The sequence below is a fragment of the Novosphingobium sp. FW305-C-30-35 genome (assembly GCF_058783135.1).
Map to the genome: position 1 here is coordinate 306311 of NZ_JBYSYJ010000002.1, position 16785 is coordinate 323095.

General features: G+C 61.4%; 14 protein-coding genes. 13 read left to right on the forward strand and 1 reads right to left on the reverse strand.

What is annotated here, in order from left to right; genetic code table 11:
- The first annotated feature begins 21 nt into the window (after positions 1-21).
- The 12 genes from AC3WLM_RS18140 (at position 22) to AC3WLM_RS18195 (ending at position 12092) form a co-directional block, all read left to right on the forward strand.
- A complete protein-coding gene (locus AC3WLM_RS18140) occupies positions 22-1347 on the forward strand; it encodes an NAD(P)/FAD-dependent oxidoreductase (RefSeq protein WP_193828792.1) in 1326 nt (441 codons plus the stop codon).
- A 143-nt stretch (positions 1348-1490) separates the two neighbouring features.
- Positions 1491-2348 carry a GNAT family N-acetyltransferase gene (locus tag AC3WLM_RS18145; RefSeq protein WP_193828793.1) on the forward strand — a complete coding sequence of 286 codons (858 nt, stop codon included), beginning with the start codon at positions 1491-1493 and terminating at the stop codon, positions 2346-2348.
- A 2-nt stretch (positions 2349-2350) separates the two neighbouring features.
- The gene (locus tag AC3WLM_RS18150; protein ID WP_492478329.1) at positions 2351-3805 is read left to right on the forward strand and encodes an NAD-dependent succinate-semialdehyde dehydrogenase; all 1455 of its coding nucleotides are present in this window, start codon (positions 2351-2353) and stop codon (positions 3803-3805) included.
- Positions 3806-3831: 26 nt separating this feature from the next.
- Positions 3832-4911 carry a tartrate dehydrogenase gene (locus AC3WLM_RS18155; protein ID WP_492478330.1) on the forward strand — a complete coding sequence of 360 codons (1080 nt, stop codon included), beginning with the start codon at positions 3832-3834 and terminating at the stop codon, positions 4909-4911.
- A 168-nt stretch (positions 4912-5079) separates the two neighbouring features.
- Positions 5080-5832: a DUF4198 domain-containing protein gene (locus AC3WLM_RS18160; protein WP_039335958.1), complete on the forward strand. Its 753-nt coding sequence runs from the start codon at positions 5080-5082 to the stop codon at positions 5830-5832.
- Between the two features lie 23 nt (positions 5833-5855).
- A complete protein-coding gene (locus AC3WLM_RS18165; protein ID WP_062345216.1) occupies positions 5856-6239 on the forward strand; it encodes a hypothetical protein in 384 nt (127 codons plus the stop codon).
- A gap of 7 nt (positions 6240-6246) precedes the next feature.
- The gene (locus AC3WLM_RS18170) at positions 6247-6987 is read left to right on the forward strand and encodes a HupE/UreJ family protein (RefSeq protein ID WP_492478331.1); all 741 of its coding nucleotides are present in this window, start codon (positions 6247-6249) and stop codon (positions 6985-6987) included.
- Positions 6987-7601 (forward strand): hypothetical protein, encoded by a 615-nt coding sequence (locus tag AC3WLM_RS18175; protein WP_039335963.1) that lies wholly within the window; start codon positions 6987-6989, stop codon positions 7599-7601. The genes AC3WLM_RS18170 and AC3WLM_RS18175 overlap by 1 nt, the downstream gene beginning before the upstream one ends.
- A gap of 50 nt (positions 7602-7651) precedes the next feature.
- The gene (locus AC3WLM_RS18180; protein WP_492478332.1) at positions 7652-8854 is read left to right on the forward strand and encodes an acetyltransferase domain-containing protein; all 1203 of its coding nucleotides are present in this window, start codon (positions 7652-7654) and stop codon (positions 8852-8854) included.
- Between the two features lie 172 nt (positions 8855-9026).
- Complete coding sequence (locus AC3WLM_RS18185) at positions 9027-10427, forward strand: aspartate aminotransferase family protein (RefSeq protein WP_492478333.1); 1401 nt, start codon at positions 9027-9029, stop codon at positions 10425-10427.
- Between the two features lie 14 nt (positions 10428-10441).
- Positions 10442-10939, forward strand: coding sequence for an Lrp/AsnC family transcriptional regulator (locus AC3WLM_RS18190; protein ID WP_039335969.1), 498 nt, complete (start codon positions 10442-10444; stop codon positions 10937-10939).
- Complete coding sequence (locus tag AC3WLM_RS18195) at positions 10932-12092, forward strand: M20 aminoacylase family protein (protein ID WP_492478334.1); 1161 nt, start codon at positions 10932-10934, stop codon at positions 12090-12092. Before AC3WLM_RS18190 ends, AC3WLM_RS18195 begins: the two co-directional genes overlap by 8 nt.
- 217 nt (positions 12093-12309) lie before the next feature.
- On the opposite strand, the gene AC3WLM_RS18200 is transcribed toward AC3WLM_RS18195, so the two are convergent.
- On the reverse strand, positions 12310-12882 hold the full coding sequence (locus AC3WLM_RS18200) for a TetR/AcrR family transcriptional regulator (RefSeq protein WP_492478335.1): 573 nt from the start codon (positions 12880-12882) through the stop codon (positions 12310-12312).
- A 213-nt stretch (positions 12883-13095) separates the two neighbouring features.
- On the opposite strand from AC3WLM_RS18200, the gene AC3WLM_RS18205 reads away from it, so the two are divergent.
- Positions 13096-16560, forward strand: a complete 3465-nt coding sequence (locus AC3WLM_RS18205; RefSeq protein ID WP_492478336.1) for an acyl-[ACP]--phospholipid O-acyltransferase — start codon at positions 13096-13098, stop codon at positions 16558-16560.
- Positions 16561-16785: the final 225 nt, after the last annotated feature.

Below are 16785 nucleotides of genomic sequence, written 5' to 3' on the forward strand. Positions count from 1 at the left end.
CGATCATCGGAGAAGCATGACATGCCCGCGCCCTTGAGGTTCATCGAATCCACTCCGGAACTGCCCAGTCAGGCCGACGTCGTTGTCATTGGAGCTGGCGTGATCGGTAGCTTTACCGCCTATTACCTGGCCAAGCGTGGCCTCAAGGTCGCGCTTATCGAAAAGGGGGTCGTCGGCGGGGAACAATCGAGCCGCAACTGGGGCTGGTGTCGCCAACAGAACCGCGACGAGAGAGAGTTACCGCTGGCGACCAAGGCGCTTGACCTGTGGGAGCAGTTCGGGATCGAGAGCGGCGAGGAAACGGGTTTTCGGCGCTGCGGCCTGTTCTATGTCAGCAATGACGAGTCTGAAATTGCGACGTGGGCGAAGTGGGGCGATTATGCCCGGTCCATCGGCGTGAAGACGCGCATGTTGAACAGCCAGGAGGCTACCGAGAAGGGGAGCTTCACCAAGCAGGTCTGGAAGGGCGGCGTGCATTCGCAGATGGACGGCATTGCGGACCCCGGTCTTGCGGTCCCTGCTGTGGCGCGGGCGATCATGGCGCTTGGCGGCACGGTGCATCAGGCCTGCGCGGCGCGCGGGATCGAGACGACCGGCGGGGCCGTGAGCGGCGTGGTGACCGAGCGTGGCACGATCGCCACGAAGCTGGTCATCCATGCCGGCGGTGCGTGGGCATCATCGTTCATGCGCCAATTGGGCGTGCGCTTCCCGCAGGCGACGGTGCGCCAGTCGATCCTTGCCGTTGGCACAGGCCACATGAGCCTGCCGGATGCATTCTACGGGGACTCGATGTCGATCACACGGCGCGGTGATGGCGCTCATGCGCTGGCCTACAGCGGACGGGCAAAGGTCGATCCGACGATGCAATTCCTGCAGTTCCAGAAGCAGTTCATTCCGATGTTCAAGCAGCGCTGGAAAAAGGTTTCCCCGGGGGGGCTGCAAGGCCTGCGCGCCGGACACGAGACACTTTCACGGTGGGCGCTGGATCGGCCGACGCCGATGGAAGCGCGCCGTATCCTCGACCCCTCTCCGGATGCAAAGACGATCCGCCTGACAGTGGAGCGCGTGTCGCGCCTCATCCCGGAAGTCGCACGGGCGCCCATCGTTGGAACATGGGCGGGCTTTGTCGACAGCACCCCTGATGGCGTGCCGGTCATCGGTGAGATACCGGCGGTTCCAGGCTTCATCCTCGCCGCCGGCTTCAGTGGACATGGCTTTGGGATCGGGCCGGGGGCGGGGCATCTGGTGGCAGACATCGCGACGGGGCAAGAGCCTATCGTCGACCCGCGGCCTTATCGGCTTTCACGCTTCGATCCCGGTGCAGAGATTGACGTTTCGGAATTCTAGCTGCGGCCAGCTTTTCCGGATTTCGCAATAAAATTCCAAATACCCGTCAAATGCGGCAGCTAGTTTTGATAACTGCCAGATAGAACGGGCGATGATCGGCGGCCCAGGTCGAACTGATGTGGTGATTTTCGCGGGAGTATCGGATGAAAGTTCAGGACGCGACGCAGATCGTGCTGCGAGACATGACCACAGACGATATTCACGATGTCGCCGATTTGTGCTTCGAGCAACAATGGCCGCACCGCGAAGAAGACCTCGAGAAACTGCTGGCTATTGGCAGCGGACTGGTTGCCGAGGTGGATGGGAAGCCGTGTGGCACGATCATGGCGTGGCGATTTGGGGAAAGCTTTGCGATGATCGGCGTGATCATCGTGGCGAGGGCGCAGCAGGGACGTGGGCTTGGCCGCGAACTGGCAAGTGCCATGCTGAAGCGGCTGGACGGCGTTACGGTGATCCTGAATGCCACTGACGAAGGCTTGCCGCTTTACTCGAAGCTCGGTTTCGTCGCGATGGGCAAGGTCCATCAGCATCAGGGCATCGCGCCGGTACAGCCTCTCGTCCAGCTCCGCCCCGGCGAACGGGTGAGACCGATGGGAGTTGCCGATGCACAGGTGCTTGACGCGCTCTACTCCTCGGCCACGGGCATGGACCGCAAGGCCGTGCTCGACGCCCTTCTTGCCGACGGCAGCGCGGTGGTGCTGTGCCGTGAACACGAGCAGACCGGTTTTGCCGTGATGCGAAGGTTTGGCCGCGGCTGGCTCATCGGTCCGGTGATTGCGCCGGATACCACCGGCGCAAAGGCCCTGATTGCCCACTGGCTCGGGACACAGACGGGCAGTTTCTGTCGAATCGACGTGCCGGAGGTGACTGGGCTTGGCCCCTGGCTTGAAGAAGTCGGTCTGCCAGAGGTGGGCCATGTTACGCGAATGGCACTCGGTCCCGCACCGGTTCCCGGCGACAATGTCGCTATCTTTGGTCTTGCTGCACAGGCGCTTGGTTGAACATGCTGAACTTGAAGGATCCCACCCTGCTGCGGCAGGCTGCTCTCGTCGATGGTGCCTGGATCTCCGCTGGTCTTCCCGCGCTTGAGGTGACCAATCCGGCCACTGGCGAAGTAATCGGCACCGTGCCCGATTGTGGTGCTGCCGAGGCGAATGCGGCAATCGATGCGGCGCAGGCCTCCTGGGCCGACTGGCGGCGGCGCACGGCGGGCGAACGTGCCGCGCTGCTGGAGGCGTGGCACGGCCTGGTCCTTGCAAATCTGGATGACCTTGCCCGGATCATGACGGCCGAGCAGGGCAAGCCCTTGGCCGAGGCGCAGGGCGAAATCCGCTATGCCGCTACCTTCATAAAGTGGTTCGCCGAAGAAGGCCGCCGCGTGGGCGGGCGCAACATTGCCTCGCCCGAGCGGGACCGCCGGATCATCGTGCTGACCGAGCCGGTGGGCGTTTCAGCTGCCATCACGCCGTGGAACTTCCCGGCCGCGATGATCACCCGCAAGTGCGCACCGGCGCTCGCTGCAGGCTGTCCGGTGGTGATCAAGCCATCGGAAATGACGCCGTTCACCGCGCTTGCCCTGATCGAACTGGCAATCCGCGCAGGCTTCCCCAAGGGGACGATCAACCTGTTGACCGGAATGCCGCAGGCGATTGGCGAAGCAATCACGGCAAGCCCGGTGGTGCGCAAGCTGTCCTTTACCGGATCGACCCGCGTCGGTTCGCTGTTGATGCGGCAGAGTGCGGACACGATCAAACGGCTGAGCCTTGAGCTGGGTGGCAATGCCCCGCTGATCGTGTTCGATGATGCCGACCTTGATCTGGCGGTCAAGGCCACGATGGCAAGCAAGTTCCGCAACGCCGGTCAGACCTGTGTCTGTGCCAACCGCATTCTCGTTCACGGACCGATCTACGACGAATTTGCCGCGCGCTTGGGCGCTGCCGTCGAGGCGCTCAATGTCGGCAACGGCATGGATGCCGATGCGACAACCGGCCCCCTGATCAATCGTGCGGCGACCGATAAGGTGTCGGCGCATGTCGAAGATGCGCTGGGCAAGGGCGGGAAGATCCTGTTCTCGGGCAAGGGCGCACAAGGCGGCAACTTTGCCCGCCCGGTGATCATCGGCGAGGCAAATACCGGAATGCGACTGGCACGCGAAGAGACCTTCGGCCCGGTGGCTCCATTGTTCCGCTTCGAAACCGAGGACGAGGCAATTCTGTTGGCCAACGACACCGAATACGGGCTTGCCAGCTATTTCTACACATCGGGTCTTGATCGTGCATTCCGTGTAGCTGAAGCGCTGGAGGCGGGTATGATCGCGCTGAACACCGGATCCATAGCAATGGAAATGGCTCCCTTTGGCGGTGTCAAGCAATCGGGTCTTGGGCGCGAGGGCGGAACACTGGGCATCGAGGAATATCTGGAAACCAAGGCCTTCCACATTGGTGGCCTGAAGATCTGAATCTGCGCGGCCTCAAGGGGGACTACATGAGCAGCAATACACGCAAGCACACCATCGCGGTGATCCCCGGTGACGGTATCGGCAACGAGGTAATGCCCGAAGGCATGCGCGTGCTGGAAAAGGCTGCGTCGCTATACGGCTTCGAGCTGGAGCAGAAGTGGCACGACTTTTCCTCGTGCGACTATTACGCGCGCCATGGCCGGATGATGCCGGAAAACTGGAAGGAACAAATCGGCCGGCCCGACGCGATCTTCTTCGGCGCAGTCGGCTGGCCCGAAACCGTGCCCGATCACATTTCGCTCTGGGGCTCGATCATCCAGTTTCGCCGCGAATACGACCAGTACATCAACCTTCGGCCGGTGCGGCTGATGCCGGGCGTGCCCTGCCCGCTGGCCGGGCGCGAACCGGGCGACATCGACTTCTGGGTGGTGCGCGAGAACACCGAGGGCGAGTATTCTTCTGTCGGCGGGATCATGTTCCCCGGCACCGAGCGCGAGTTGGTGATTCAGGACACCGTCATGACGCGCGTCGGCGTGGATCGCGTGCTTCGCTATGCCTTCGATCTGGCCCAAACGCGTGAGCGCAAGCACCTGACCAGCGCGACCAAGTCCAACGGCATTGCCATTACCATGCCCTATTGGGATCAGCGCGTGGAAGCGATCGCAACCGAGTATCCCGACGTTTCTCACGACAAGTACCATATCGACATCCTGACCGCGCAGTTCGTGATGAACCCGGACCGCTTCGACGTGGTGGTCGGCTCCAACCTGTTTGGCGACATCCTTTCCGATCTCGGCCCGGCCTGCACCGGCACGATCGGGGTGGCGCCTTCGGCCAACATCAATCCCGAGGGCAAGCACCCTTCGCTGTTCGAACCGGTACACGGCTCTGCGCCGGACATTGCCGGGCAGGGCATAGCCAACCCGGTCGGCCAGATCTGGTCCGCCGCGATGATGCTGGAGCATCTGGGTGAGACCGATGCCGCCACCGCGATAATGCGGGCGATCGAACAGGTTCTGGCAACGCCTGCGGCACGCACGCGAGACCTCAAGGGAGCGGCAGGCACGGAAGAATGCGGCAAGGCAATCGCCGAGGCGCTTCAGTAAGGGACAGGGTGTGGATGGTTTTGCGGCAGGCGACAAGTTCTGCCGCAAAGCTGCAAGATCACGGGCCATCATGTCGACAGCCATGGCCTTTCGGGCAAAAATGCCGACAGCGAGTCATAAGCTTGTCTTGCCGGAAACGCCCGGCCAGTCAGTCCGGAGGCCACCATCGTGCGCAGGATTTCTCCTTACATTTCAGCCGCCATCGCAGTAGCGACAGTGGGTGCGGCTTTCGCCTCGAGCACCGCAAGCGCCCACGCGATCTGGTTCGCTCAGCGGGCCAAGCAGCTCGCCATGGTCTACGGCGTCGGATCGGACGATCTTGATGCGGTAAAGCGCATGCCCCTGGTCACGTCGGTCACCGGCTATGATGCCGACGGCCTGCCGGTAACGGCATCGCTGCGCGCGGCGGGGGCGATCCCGGTGGTCGACAGTGATGAGCCGATGGCGGTGGTCGCAGCCGTGATGGACTACGGCGTGTGGTCCAAGGATGCCGCCGGCACCTGGCACAACAAGGGCCTCGACGAGGTCAAGGATGCCACGGTGAGCGAGCATAATTTCAAGTATGCCGTCCACATCAACCAGTTGCCATCGAAGCCCATGCCGCTCATCCCCGGCCACAAGCTGCAACTGATTCCGGCGGACAATGCCATTCCGCAAGCGATGGGCCAGCCGATCCGCCTCCGGGCGATGTTCGAAGGCAAGCCTGCGGCAAACGTGGCGATCCTGCACGATTACGTGAATGACCCCGACCAGAAGCCTTCGATGACCGACGCGCAGGGCTATGTCACGTTGCCGGTGCGAAATCAGGGGTTGAACGTGGTCGTCGGTATCCTCGTCGCACCTTCGGACAATCCGGCCAAGTACAAGCAAATGGAGCACCGCGCCTCGCTCACGTTCGTGTTGCCACACCTGCCGGAATGACCGCTGCCTCGGGGAGAATTGCAATGAACATGAAAAGAATCACCGCCGCCCTTGCCGGGCTTTCGCTGATCGCTTTCGCGGTATCCGCCAAGGCCCACGGTTCCATGAAGCCGCTGCATGGCGGGGTTGTGACAATGGTCGGTGAGACCGTTGTCGAACTGGTCCGCGCACCCAAGGGCGTCGATATCTACATCACCGAAGAGGACGAGCCGCTGGCGGCCACGGGCTTTTCGGGCAAGTTGATTGTCACGGCAGCGGGGGCCAAGGCGGAAACGCCGCTTGCGGCGCAAGCCGGCAACCGCATGTCGGCACCGGGGCTCAAGATCCCGGCTGGTGCCAAGGTTGTGGTCGCACTCACGGCCAAGGGCAGCGGAGCCAAGACGCTCGCTTCCTTCACGGTAAAGTGAAGCAGTGATGGTCCGCCCCACTGCCCTTTCGCTTCCGCAAGGACTGCTGCGATGGGCCGGGTGGGCCATCGCCCTCATCATCATTCTTGCCCTGAAGTCGGCAGCGCACGCCCATGGCGTGGGCGAGGACGACCGTGCCTTCATAGAAGGCGCATCGGGGATGGCCATCGGCCCCTACATGTACCTCGGCGCCAAGCATATGGTGACGGGATACGATCACTTGCTGTTCCTGGTCGGCGTTATCTTCTTCCTCTACCGGCTGAAGGACGTGGGCACTTATGTGACGCTGTTTGCCATCGGCCACAGCAGCACGCTGCTGCTGGGCGTCCTGTTCGACATCCGCGCCAACCCCTACATCGTCGATGCGATCATCGGGCTTTCGGTGGTCTACAAGGCGCTGGACAACCTCGACGGGTTCCGGACACTGTTCGGGCGGGCGCCCAATCCCAAGGCGGCAGTGCTGATCTTCGGGATTTTCCACGGCTTCGGCCTCGCCACGAAGCTGCAGGACCTGACCCTCTCCGCCGATGGGCTGGTGCCGAACCTGATCAGCTTCAACGTCGGCGTGGAACTGGGCCAGTTCACCGCACTGGGAGCAATCCTGATCGCGATGAACCTGTGGCGGTCCACCGGCAGCTTTCGCCGCAGTGCCATTGCCGCCAATGCCGCGCTGATGTGCGCGGGCTTCGTGCTGGTGGGCTTCCAGCTCACCGGCTTTTTCACGCAAGGCTCGACTGGAGCGATGTGATGCAGACCGATATCGCAAATCCGGTGAATTCGATCCAGGTTCCGCCATCGACGCTTGCCAAGGCAACCGGCGGGGCATTGCTGGCTGCAGCTGCCATATTGGTTCTGTTCGTGATGCCGGCGGAATACGGCATCGACCCGACCGGCGTTGGTCGGCTGACCGGAATCGTCGGCATGGGGGCGGGCGGCGAGGAGGCGACACCCGCCCCGGCTGAGGCTCCGGTCGAGTCTCGTGTTTCTGGGCCGGCGACCCCAACCAAGGCCGCGATCGTCCGCGAGGGCGACATGCGCAGCGACGAAATGACGCTGACGCTTGCGCCGCACAGTGGACAGGAAGTGAAAGCCCACATGCAGGCTGGGCAAAGCTATGTCTTCGAATGGTCGGCCAAGGGCGGACCGGTGAAGGCCGATATGCATGGCGAAAAGGTCAACGCCGCCGAGGGCGAGTTCACCAGCTATTGGGAAGAGAAGCAGATGACCGGCGGCAAGGGCAGCTTTACCGCGCCGTTCGACGGCACGCATGGCTGGTACTTCCGCAACAAGGGCGAAACGCCGGTCACGGTCACGGTAAGGACCACCGGCTTCTACAAGGATCTGTTCCTGCCAGAGGGCTGATGCAAGATGCGGCAGGGCAAGGTATTCAAGAAGGAAAGAGGGCAGGGATCATGGCCACCAGTATGACATTGCCTCCCGGGGGCATAAATCTTGCAGCAGGAGGGACAAAGGCCACGGCCCATGCCCGTCTGGCCAACATCGACGCGCTGCGCGGTTTCGTGATGGTGCTGATGCTGCTCGATCACCTGCGTGAGACGTGGTTCGTCAACTATCCGGTGACCGACCCGATCAATGCCCTGACCATCATCCCTGCCATTGGTTTTGCCCGGTTCGCGGTGAGCTTCTGTGCGCCGATCTTCGTCGCGCTGACCGGGCTTGGCGTCTACCTTTTCAGCGTCAATCACACGGTTGAGGAGACCACTGAATACCTTCTCAAGCGTGGCCTTCTGCTGATCGTGATCGAGCTGGTCTATCTCTCGCCGCTCTATTGGGGGATCGTGCCGCAGCCGACGTTCTGGCTTCAGGTGATCTGGGCAATCGGCATATGCATGATCCTGCTGGCGGCCTTCATGCGCCTGCCACGGCCGGCGATCATTGCGCTGGGCCTTGGCATCGTATGCTTCCACAACCTGCTTGATCCGATCGTGCTGACCAAGGACGATGCCCTGTTCCCGGTCTGGGCCCTGCTGCACCAGCGTGACGCGTTCGATTTGCCGCTCGGCTTCGTGGCCAAGACAACCTATCCGATCCTCGCATGGCTCGGCGTGATCCTGCTCGGCTTCGGCATCGGGCCCTGGTTCACGGGAGAGGTCGAGCCCGCAGTCCGGCAGAAGCGCCTGCTCATGCTGGGCTTCGGCATGATCGCCGCGTTTGTGCTGTTGCGCCTGCTCAACGTCTATGGCGACAAGCCGTGGTTCGTGGTCGAAGGCGATCCGGTTCGCACGGTCATCAGCTTCATCTCGATGACGAAATATCCGCCGTCGCTGCTGTTCCTGCTGCCGACGCTGGGGGGCGGGGCACTGCTGCTCGTGCTGTTCGAGAAGATCAATGACTCGCGCCTGGTCGCGGCATTGGCGATCTTCGGCGGCGCACCGATGTTCTTCTATCTGCTGCACCTCACGGTTCTTCGCATCCTCTACCACAGTGCTCTTGCCATCTGGGGTCCGAACAACGGCACGGCCTACATGTTCGACAACTACAACTGGGTGCTGCTGTGGTTCGTGGCGATGATCGTGCCGCTCTATCTGCCGACGGTCTGGTATGCGCGCCTGAAGCGCCGCCGCCGTGACATCACCTGGCTCAAGTACTTCTGAGCTTTGCGACATGCCGGGCCTGCAAGGCCGGGGCAAAGGAGGCGTGCGGCAGAATATGCCGCGCGCCTTCATGTCAAAAGGACGCCGATAATCATTTGCTTGCTCATTCGGCGAAACCCGCTTGGGGCGCTGACATAGCCTTCAGCGAATGCTACGGAATGGACGAAACGCGATGACCAACCTAACAAACCGTTCCCTCATCGATATCGACCGCGACCATCTGATCCATTCGGTCACGTCGTTCAGGGGGCACGAGCAGCATGGCGCCATCGTGCTGGAAACCGGCAAGGGCATGTGGTTGACCGATGCGGACGGCAACCAGTTGCTCGATGCCTTTGCCGGGTTGTGGTGCGTCAATGTCGGCTATGGTCAGGATTCGATCGTCGAGGTTGCGGCAGAGCAGATGCGCCGCCTGCCTTATGCCACGGGCTATTTCCATTTTGCCAGTGAACCGGCCATCCGCCTTGCGGGGGAATTGACTGCCGCCGCGCCCGATGGCTTGGACCATGTGTTCTTCACCCAGGGCGGCTCTGACGCGGTGGACAGCGCGATCCGCTACATCGTCCATTACTGGAATGCCGCCGGGAAGCCCGACAAGAAACATTTCATCGCGCTGGAATGGGGATATCATGGATCTAGTAGCCTTGGCGCCGGGCTAACCGCGCTGGGCAACTTCCACCGCAATTTCGATCTGCCACGGCCATGGCAGCACCATATCGCCTCGCCATATCAGTATCGTCATCCTCAAGGGGACGATGACGCGGCCGTGATCGCTTCCACAGTCGCAGCGCTTGAGGCCAAGGTGGCAGAACTCGGGGCGGACAACGTGGCGGCATTTTGCTGCGAACCGATCCAGGGTTCGGGCGGGGTGATCGTGCCCCCGAAGGGCTGGCTCAAGGCTCTTCGCGAAGCATGTACCCGACTTGGCATCCTGATGCTGGTGGACGAGGTCATCACCGGCTTTGGCCGCACCGGGCCGTTGTTTGCCTGTCTGGATGAAGATGTCTCTCCAGATTTCATGACCACGGCCAAGGGCTTGACGTCTGGATACATACCGATGGGCGCTATGTTCATGGCCGACCACGTCTACCAGACCATCGCCGACGCAGCGCCTGCCGCGCTGCCGATCGGCCATGGCCAGACGTATTCTGGCCACCCCGTGGCCGCTGCGGTGGGCCTGGAAGTGCTGCGCCTTTATCGTGAGGGCGGCCTGCTGGAAAATGGCCGCGTGACGGGTGAGCGGTTCGCGCAACACATGGAACGGATCGGGTCACATCCACTGGTTGGCGACGTACGCTATCGCGGGATGTTAGGTGCGATCGAACTGACCCCGAACAAGGCGACGAAGGCAATTTTCGATCCATCGCTCGACATTGGCGGAAGGCTGTCGAAACTGACCTATGGCAATGGGGTGATCGTGCGCTGTTTTGCCAATGCAGTCATTGGTTTTGCACCGGCGCTATGCTGCTCGCTCGACGAAATGGATATGATCTTCGAACGGGTAGAACGGTCGCTTGACCAACTGCTTGAGCAGCCCGACATTCGCGCGGTCGTCGCGCTGCAAGACGCCTGACGGGGGAACAAACCATGCTGCCCGGACCCAAGCTCGACAGGATAGACCTCAAGATCCTTGCCAAGCTCCAGCAGGAGGGCCGGATCACCAACGTGGAACTGGCCGATGCGGTCGGCCTTTCGCCGAGCCCCTGCCTGACGCGGGTCAAGCGCCTGGAAAAGGCCGGATATATCACGGGCTATGGCGCACACGTGAATTTCAGCAAGCTGGGTGAATACCTCACGGTATTTACCGAAGTCACGCTCAGCGAACATCGCCAGGGCGATTTCAGCCGTTTCGAAAGCCGCATTGCCAAGCTCGACGAGATCGTCGAATGCCACCTCGTTTCAGGCGGCTATGATTATCTGCTCAAGTTCGTGGCGCGCGGTGTTTCACACTATCAATCGATCATGGAAGGCATGCTCGAAAGTGATTACGGCATCGAGAAGTACTTCAGCTACATCGTGATCAAATCACCCTTCATCAAGCACAGACTCCCGATCCAGAACCTGTTTGGACAGACGCATGGCTGACCAGGTTCAGTTGCAAGCGGATCTTTTGAATGATCTCGTCGCACTGCGTCGGGATATCCATGCCAATCCGGAACTCGGGTTTTGCGAGCAGCGGACAGCAGGCCGCATTGCTGATGAGCTGCGCGCACTTGGCATCGAAGTGCATGAAGGCATCGGCACGACCGGAGTTGTCGGGGTCCTGAAGGGCAGGCGCGAAGGATCGCGCACACTTGGCCTGCGGGCAGACATGGACGCCCTGCCGATTCAGGAAATGACCAACTTGCCCTGGGCCAGCAAGACGCCCGGCTCCTTCCACGGCTGCGGGCATGACGGCCATGTCGCCATGCTGTTGGGCGCTGCCCGGGTTCTGGCTGCCGATCCCGATTTTGCCGGTACGCTCCACCTCATCTTCCAACCTGCCGAGGAAGGGCTGGGTGGAGCACGCGTGATGATCGAGGAAGGGCTGTTTGACCGCTTTCCTTGTGATCGGGTCTATACCTTGCACAACTGGCCCGGTCTTCCTGCCGGGACGATCAGCACGCGCCCCGGCGCAATCATGGGCGCGGCTGACAAGTTCCGGATCACGCTGACCGGCAAGGGCGGACACGCAGCGATACCGCAGGACAGTCCTGATGCGATCCTTGCTGCGGCGAGCCTCGTCCAGCAACTCAACACCATCGTCAGTCGCGCCGTGGCGCCTTCTGCGTCAGCCGTCCTTTCAGTTACGCAAATTCACGGCGGTCACGCGCACAACGTCACACCGGCAGAAGTCATGGTCGGCGGTACTGTCCGCACATTCGACCCGGTCGTTCAGGATCGGATCGAGGAGCGGATGCGCGCAATACTGAAAGGCATTGCGACGTCGTTCGAGGTTGAATGCATGCTGGATTACGACCGCTACTATCCAGCCACGATCAACGATCCCCAAGCTGCCGCCGATGTGCTCGGAGTGGCTGCTACCTTGGGAACGGCGGAGCTTGCTCCCGAACCTGCGCCGACCTCGGAAGACTTCTCCTTCATGCTGCAACAGCGCCCCGGAGCGTATATCTGGCTGGGGCAAGGCAGCCACACCCATGGTGCTCCGCTCCATAATCCGCAGTATGATTTCAACGATAACGTGCTTGAAACCGGCGTCCGGTTGCATGTGGCACTGGCGCGGCACTGGCTGAAGTAAGTCAACGCGCGCTTCGGAAGTGCCGCTGTGCCAGGATCTGTCGAAATGGCATTAGAGCCCAAAAAGAAAGGCCGGCCCGAAGGCCAGCCTTGAAAAGTTTGGGAGAGGATGCCTGAAAGGCAGTTCGCATATGCGGTAGCTTCCATTCTTTGGCAAATGCGAACGGCTACTTCATAGTTGCAGTTTCTGCATCCGGCTCTCGGTCACAGGTATTGGTTCAAGGAGTGATCCCGACCGCGTCCTTTACACGTTGCAGGGCGGCATCGACCGGCGATGGCTCGGCAAGGATCATGAAGGTTCCGTTCATGGCAAAGACGCAATGTCCATGGACAGTCGCCAGCAGCGAGCGCGTGAGGTGTTCCGCCAGATCCTTCCTGTCGGGAGTTAATGCGGCGCGCACTTCCTGAACGACGACGTCGAAAATAGCGCGCACTTCGGCTTGGTATTCTGGAGGAGGCGTGCAGTCTTCCGGCAGCCGGAAATCATAGATTGCCGCCCAAGCGTGTCGGTGGTCTTTTGCAAATTCGAAGTAGGCCGTAATAGCTGCCGCGAGCCTTTCGTGAGGGGGGCTCGGTTCTCCCACGGCTGCCAGACGCCGCCGAAGGTGGTCGCGCCACAGCGCCAAGGTTCGCCCGTTGATGGCAAGGATCAGCGCGTCATAGCTGCCGAAGACGTTGTAGAGCGTGCCGATCGAATAGCCGATGCGTTTGGCTACTTCGCGCGCCGAGAAGTGTGCAAATCCCACTTCCTCCATGTGCCTATGCCCAGCGGCAACGATGATTTCGCGCAACTCCTCGCGGCTATGATCCGATCTGCGTCCCATGGCCTATAGCTATGGCATAAATTGAACACTGTCTATTATTTTAATTGAACAATGTATAATTTGCGACTAGTCCTGCGAGTCGTGAAGGGGAGAGGGTCTGGATTGGCCTGGTTTTCTGCCCTTAACCCGTCCGGAACACTTGTTCCGGTAATGGCAGCTTTGAATTGCAAAGGGTTCCAGATGTCCGCACCCGATTTCAGCCTGCTTGCCAAGCGCCGTTTCGGCCCGATCTTCTCGGTCCAGTTCCTCGGCGCCTTCAACGACAACCTCCTGAAGTTCGCGCTGCTGTTCCTCGCCAATTTCGGCATCCTTTCGACCGATCCCGAAAAGGCAAAGTTGCTGGCAGCAGTGGCTACGGGCCTGTTCATCCTGCCCTACTTCCTGTTCTCCTCGCTTGCCGGACAGCTTGCCGATGCGATGGACAAGGCGCGCCTCATCCGTTGGATCAAGGCTGCCGAAGTGGCAATCATGGCCATAGCGCTGGCCGGTTTCTGGTACCTGTCCCTTCCGCTGCTTCTTGCCAGCCTGTTCCTCATGGGAGTGCACTCGACGCTGTTCGGGCCGGTCAAGTATTCGATCCTGCCCCAGCACCTTCATGCTGGCGAAGTGATGGGCGGCACCGGATTGATCGAAGGAGGCACTTTCCTTGCAATTCTTGGCGGACAGTTGCTGGCGGGCGTCATCCCTCCTTGGGAAGCGGGGCTTGCCGCCTTTGGATTTGCGCTGCTTGGCTTTGTGATGAGCCTTGCCGTGCCCGCTGCCCCGCCAAGCGGCAACGGCCACGCGATCGATCGCAACCTGTGGCGTGGAACCCGGGCCATTCTCGCCACAGCCCGTGAAGGTCGCGGTGTGTGGCTTTCGATTCTCGGGATCAGTTGGTTCTTCGCTGCGGGCGCGGTCCTGGTGAGCGAGTTCGCGCCGCTCGTCTCGGGTACGCTGGCGGCACGGCAGGAAGTGGCGACGCTGTTTCTGGTAATTTTCTCGGTTGCCATTGCGGTCGGCTCCCTGATCGTGAATCGTTTGCTGAAGGGTGAGGTCTCGGCCCGCTACGTGCCGATCTCGGCCCTTGTCCTTGCCGCGGGTCTGATCGATCTGTGGATCGCCACAAGCGGGTTCGAGGTGCGGACCGCCGGAGCATCGGTGCCGCAATTCCTCGGCACGCCGGGCGCCTGGCATATTCTTTTTGATCTTGCAGTGATCGCAGTCTCCGGCGGCATGTTCATCGTTCCGCTCTATGCCATCCTTCAGGTAGCCAGCCCCGAGGACAAGCGCTCGCAGATCATCGCTGCCAACAATGTCGTGAATGCCGGACTCACGGTACTCGCGGTGCTTGCCATCACGGGCTTGCTGGCCGCCGGTGTGGACATACCTGGTCTGATCGGCGCTCTCGGCTTTGCCACGTTGTTCGTCGCGCTTGCCTCTGTCTGGCTGCTGCCAGAGACGCTGTTCAAGGACGTGATCCGTCTCACCTTGCGCATACTCTATCGCGTGGAGGTTTCTGGCATGGAACACATGCCCCGGGCGGGCGAACGTGCTGTAGTGGTCGTAAACCACGTGAGCTTCCTTGATGGGGTGCTGCTGGGGGCATTTCTGCCCGGGAAGCCCACTTTCGCGGTTAATACCCAAATAGCGCGATCGGTCTGGATCAAGCCTTTCCTGAAGCTGTTCCGGGCCTTTCCGGTCGATCCCACCAACCCGATGGCGGCCAAGGCGATGGTCAAGGCAGTGAAGGAGGGACGAACCCTGGTGATCTTTCCGGAGGGCCGGATCACCCGCACCGGCGCGCTGATGAAAGTTTTCGATGGCCCTGGCATGGTTGCCGACAAGGCCGAAGCGCCTATCATTCCGGTGCGCCTCGACGGACCACAATATACGCGGTTCTCGAGGATGCAGGGCAAGGTGCGCCTGCGTTGGTTTCCGAAGATCACGCTTACGGTCCTGCCGCCGCGCCACTTCGCCATCGAAGGAGAAATGACCGCGCGCCAGCGTCGCGCGATTGCCGGACGACGGCTTTACGACGAGATGAGCGCGATGATGTTCGCGACCTCGGACACCGATCGCACCTTGTTCAGCGCTCTGGCCGAGGCCCGCGCCATCCATGGCGGCAAGGCACTTGTCGTGGAGGACGTGAAGCGCGAACCGATGAGCTACGACAAGCTGTTCGCCGCAGCTACCCTTCTCGGCAAACGACTGGCCCGCGATACGGCGCTGGGCGAGGCGGTTGGCCTGCTGATGCCCAATGTGAATGGCGCGATAGCAGCCTTCTTCGCATTGCAAGCTATCGGTCGCGTTCCGGCCATGCTCAATTTCACCGTCGGCGCGGCCAACATGCGTTCGGCATGCGCCACTGCGGCCATCCGTACTGTTGTCACCGCCCGTGCCTTTGTCGATCAGGCCAAATTGCATGACGTGGTTGCAGCGCTCGAGGCTGACGGGCTGCGCATCGTGTGGCTCGAAGACATCGGCGCAACCATCGGGACATTCGAAAAGCTGCGCGCCCTGCTGGGTGCGAGCAGTGCCGAACACCGGCATCTCAAGCTGGGAATCTCGCCCGATGCGCCTGCGGTCATTCTCTTCACAAGCGGCTCGGAGGGCGTACCGAAAGGCGTCGTGCTGACGCACCGCAACCTCCTGTCGAACTGCGGACAGTTGGCTGCCCGCATTGATTTCAACGCCTCGGACATCGTACTGAATGCCTTGCCGGTGTTCCACTCCTTCGGCCTGACCGGGGGCACGTTGCTGCCTCTGTTGAGCGGGATCCGGGTGGTCCTCTATCCGAGCCCGCTGCACTATCGCATCGTGCCGGCACTGGCCTATGACGCCAATGCCACCATCATGTTCGGCACCGATACCTTCCTTTCCGGCTATGCCCGCATGGCCCACAGCTACGATTTCTATTCACTGCGCTATATCTTTGCCGGGGCCGAGAAAGTGCGTGACGAGACGCGAAGGACCTATGCCGACAAGTTCGGCCTGCGCATCTTCGAGGGCTATGGCGCGACTGAGGCGGCGCCTGTCATCGCGGTCAACACGCCGATGCATTTCATGGCGGGCAGTGTCGGCCGCGCCTTGCCCGCAATCGAAACCCGCCTGGAAACCGTGCCCGGGATCGAGGAAGGCGGACGCCTTTACATTCGCGGCCCCAACGTCATGGCAGGATACTATCTCGCCTCCGATCCGGGCAAGCTCCAGCCGCCACTGGAAGGCTGGCACGATACCGGCGATATCGTCACCATTGACGAGGCAGGCTTCATAACCATTCGTGGCCGGGCCAAGCGTTTCGCCAAGATCGGCGGCGAGATGGTCTCGCTCCCTGCCGTCGAGGGCTACGCTGCCAGATGCTGGCCCGGTTTCGACCATGCCGTTGTGACCCGGCCAGATCCGAAGAAGGGTGAACAACTCGTGCTCTTCACCACTGCAACTGCGGCAGAGCACAAGGCGCTGCAAGGCTGGGCCAAGGCCAATGGCGTGACCGAACTGATGGTGCCGCGTGACATCCGTGTGGTGGAAGCACTGCCCGTGCTGGGAACCGGCAAGCTCGACTACGTTACCATGAGCGACATGGCCCTGCTTGTGCCTGGTAACCCTGTGGCGAACGAGCCGGACGATATGACAGAAGGATTCGCGACCGCGGACGACGCCTGATCGCAAGGCGTATGTCGGCCGAATTTCATGTGCTTGAGGCCTGTGCAGGGAGTGCTGCGCTGTTGCGGGGCACTCCGGCCAGCTCAGCGCAACTGTATCAGTGCTGCGACTGCACATCCGCGGGTTGCATCGCCGCCCTTTATTTTGGTGCGATCCGGCGGACGCCTAGGGCAGGGCCTATCCAGCAGGGAAACTTGGAAGCGCAAAACTGCCTAACCCTATTGG

Bases quoted from the DNA above. Each gene is read 5' to 3' on its own strand.
- AC3WLM_RS18140 (WP_193828792.1), top strand. From the start codon at position 22: ATGCCCGCGCCCTTGAGGTTCATCGAATCCACTCCGGAACTGCCCAGT.
- AC3WLM_RS18145 (WP_193828793.1), top strand. From the start codon at position 1,491: ATGAAAGTTCAGGACGCGACGCAGATCGTGCTGCGAGACATGACCACA.
- AC3WLM_RS18150 (WP_492478329.1), top strand. From the start codon at position 2,351: ATGCTGAACTTGAAGGATCCCACCCTGCTGCGGCAGGCTGCTCTCGTC.
- AC3WLM_RS18155 (WP_492478330.1), top strand. From the start codon at position 3,832: ATGAGCAGCAATACACGCAAGCACACCATCGCGGTGATCCCCGGTGAC.
- AC3WLM_RS18165 (WP_062345216.1), top strand. From the start codon at position 5,856: ATGAACATGAAAAGAATCACCGCCGCCCTTGCCGGGCTTTCGCTGATC.
- AC3WLM_RS18170 (WP_492478331.1), top strand. From the start codon at position 6,247: ATGGTCCGCCCCACTGCCCTTTCGCTTCCGCAAGGACTGCTGCGATGG.
- AC3WLM_RS18175 (WP_039335963.1), top strand. From the start codon at position 6,987: ATGCAGACCGATATCGCAAATCCGGTGAATTCGATCCAGGTTCCGCCA.
- AC3WLM_RS18180 (WP_492478332.1), top strand. From the start codon at position 7,652: ATGGCCACCAGTATGACATTGCCTCCCGGGGGCATAAATCTTGCAGCA.
- AC3WLM_RS18185 (WP_492478333.1), top strand. From the start codon at position 9,027: ATGACCAACCTAACAAACCGTTCCCTCATCGATATCGACCGCGACCAT.
- AC3WLM_RS18190 (WP_039335969.1), top strand. From the start codon at position 10,442: ATGCTGCCCGGACCCAAGCTCGACAGGATAGACCTCAAGATCCTTGCC.
- AC3WLM_RS18195 (WP_492478334.1), top strand. From the start codon at position 10,932: ATGGCTGACCAGGTTCAGTTGCAAGCGGATCTTTTGAATGATCTCGTC.
- AC3WLM_RS18205 (WP_492478336.1), top strand. From the start codon at position 13,096: ATGTCCGCACCCGATTTCAGCCTGCTTGCCAAGCGCCGTTTCGGCCCG.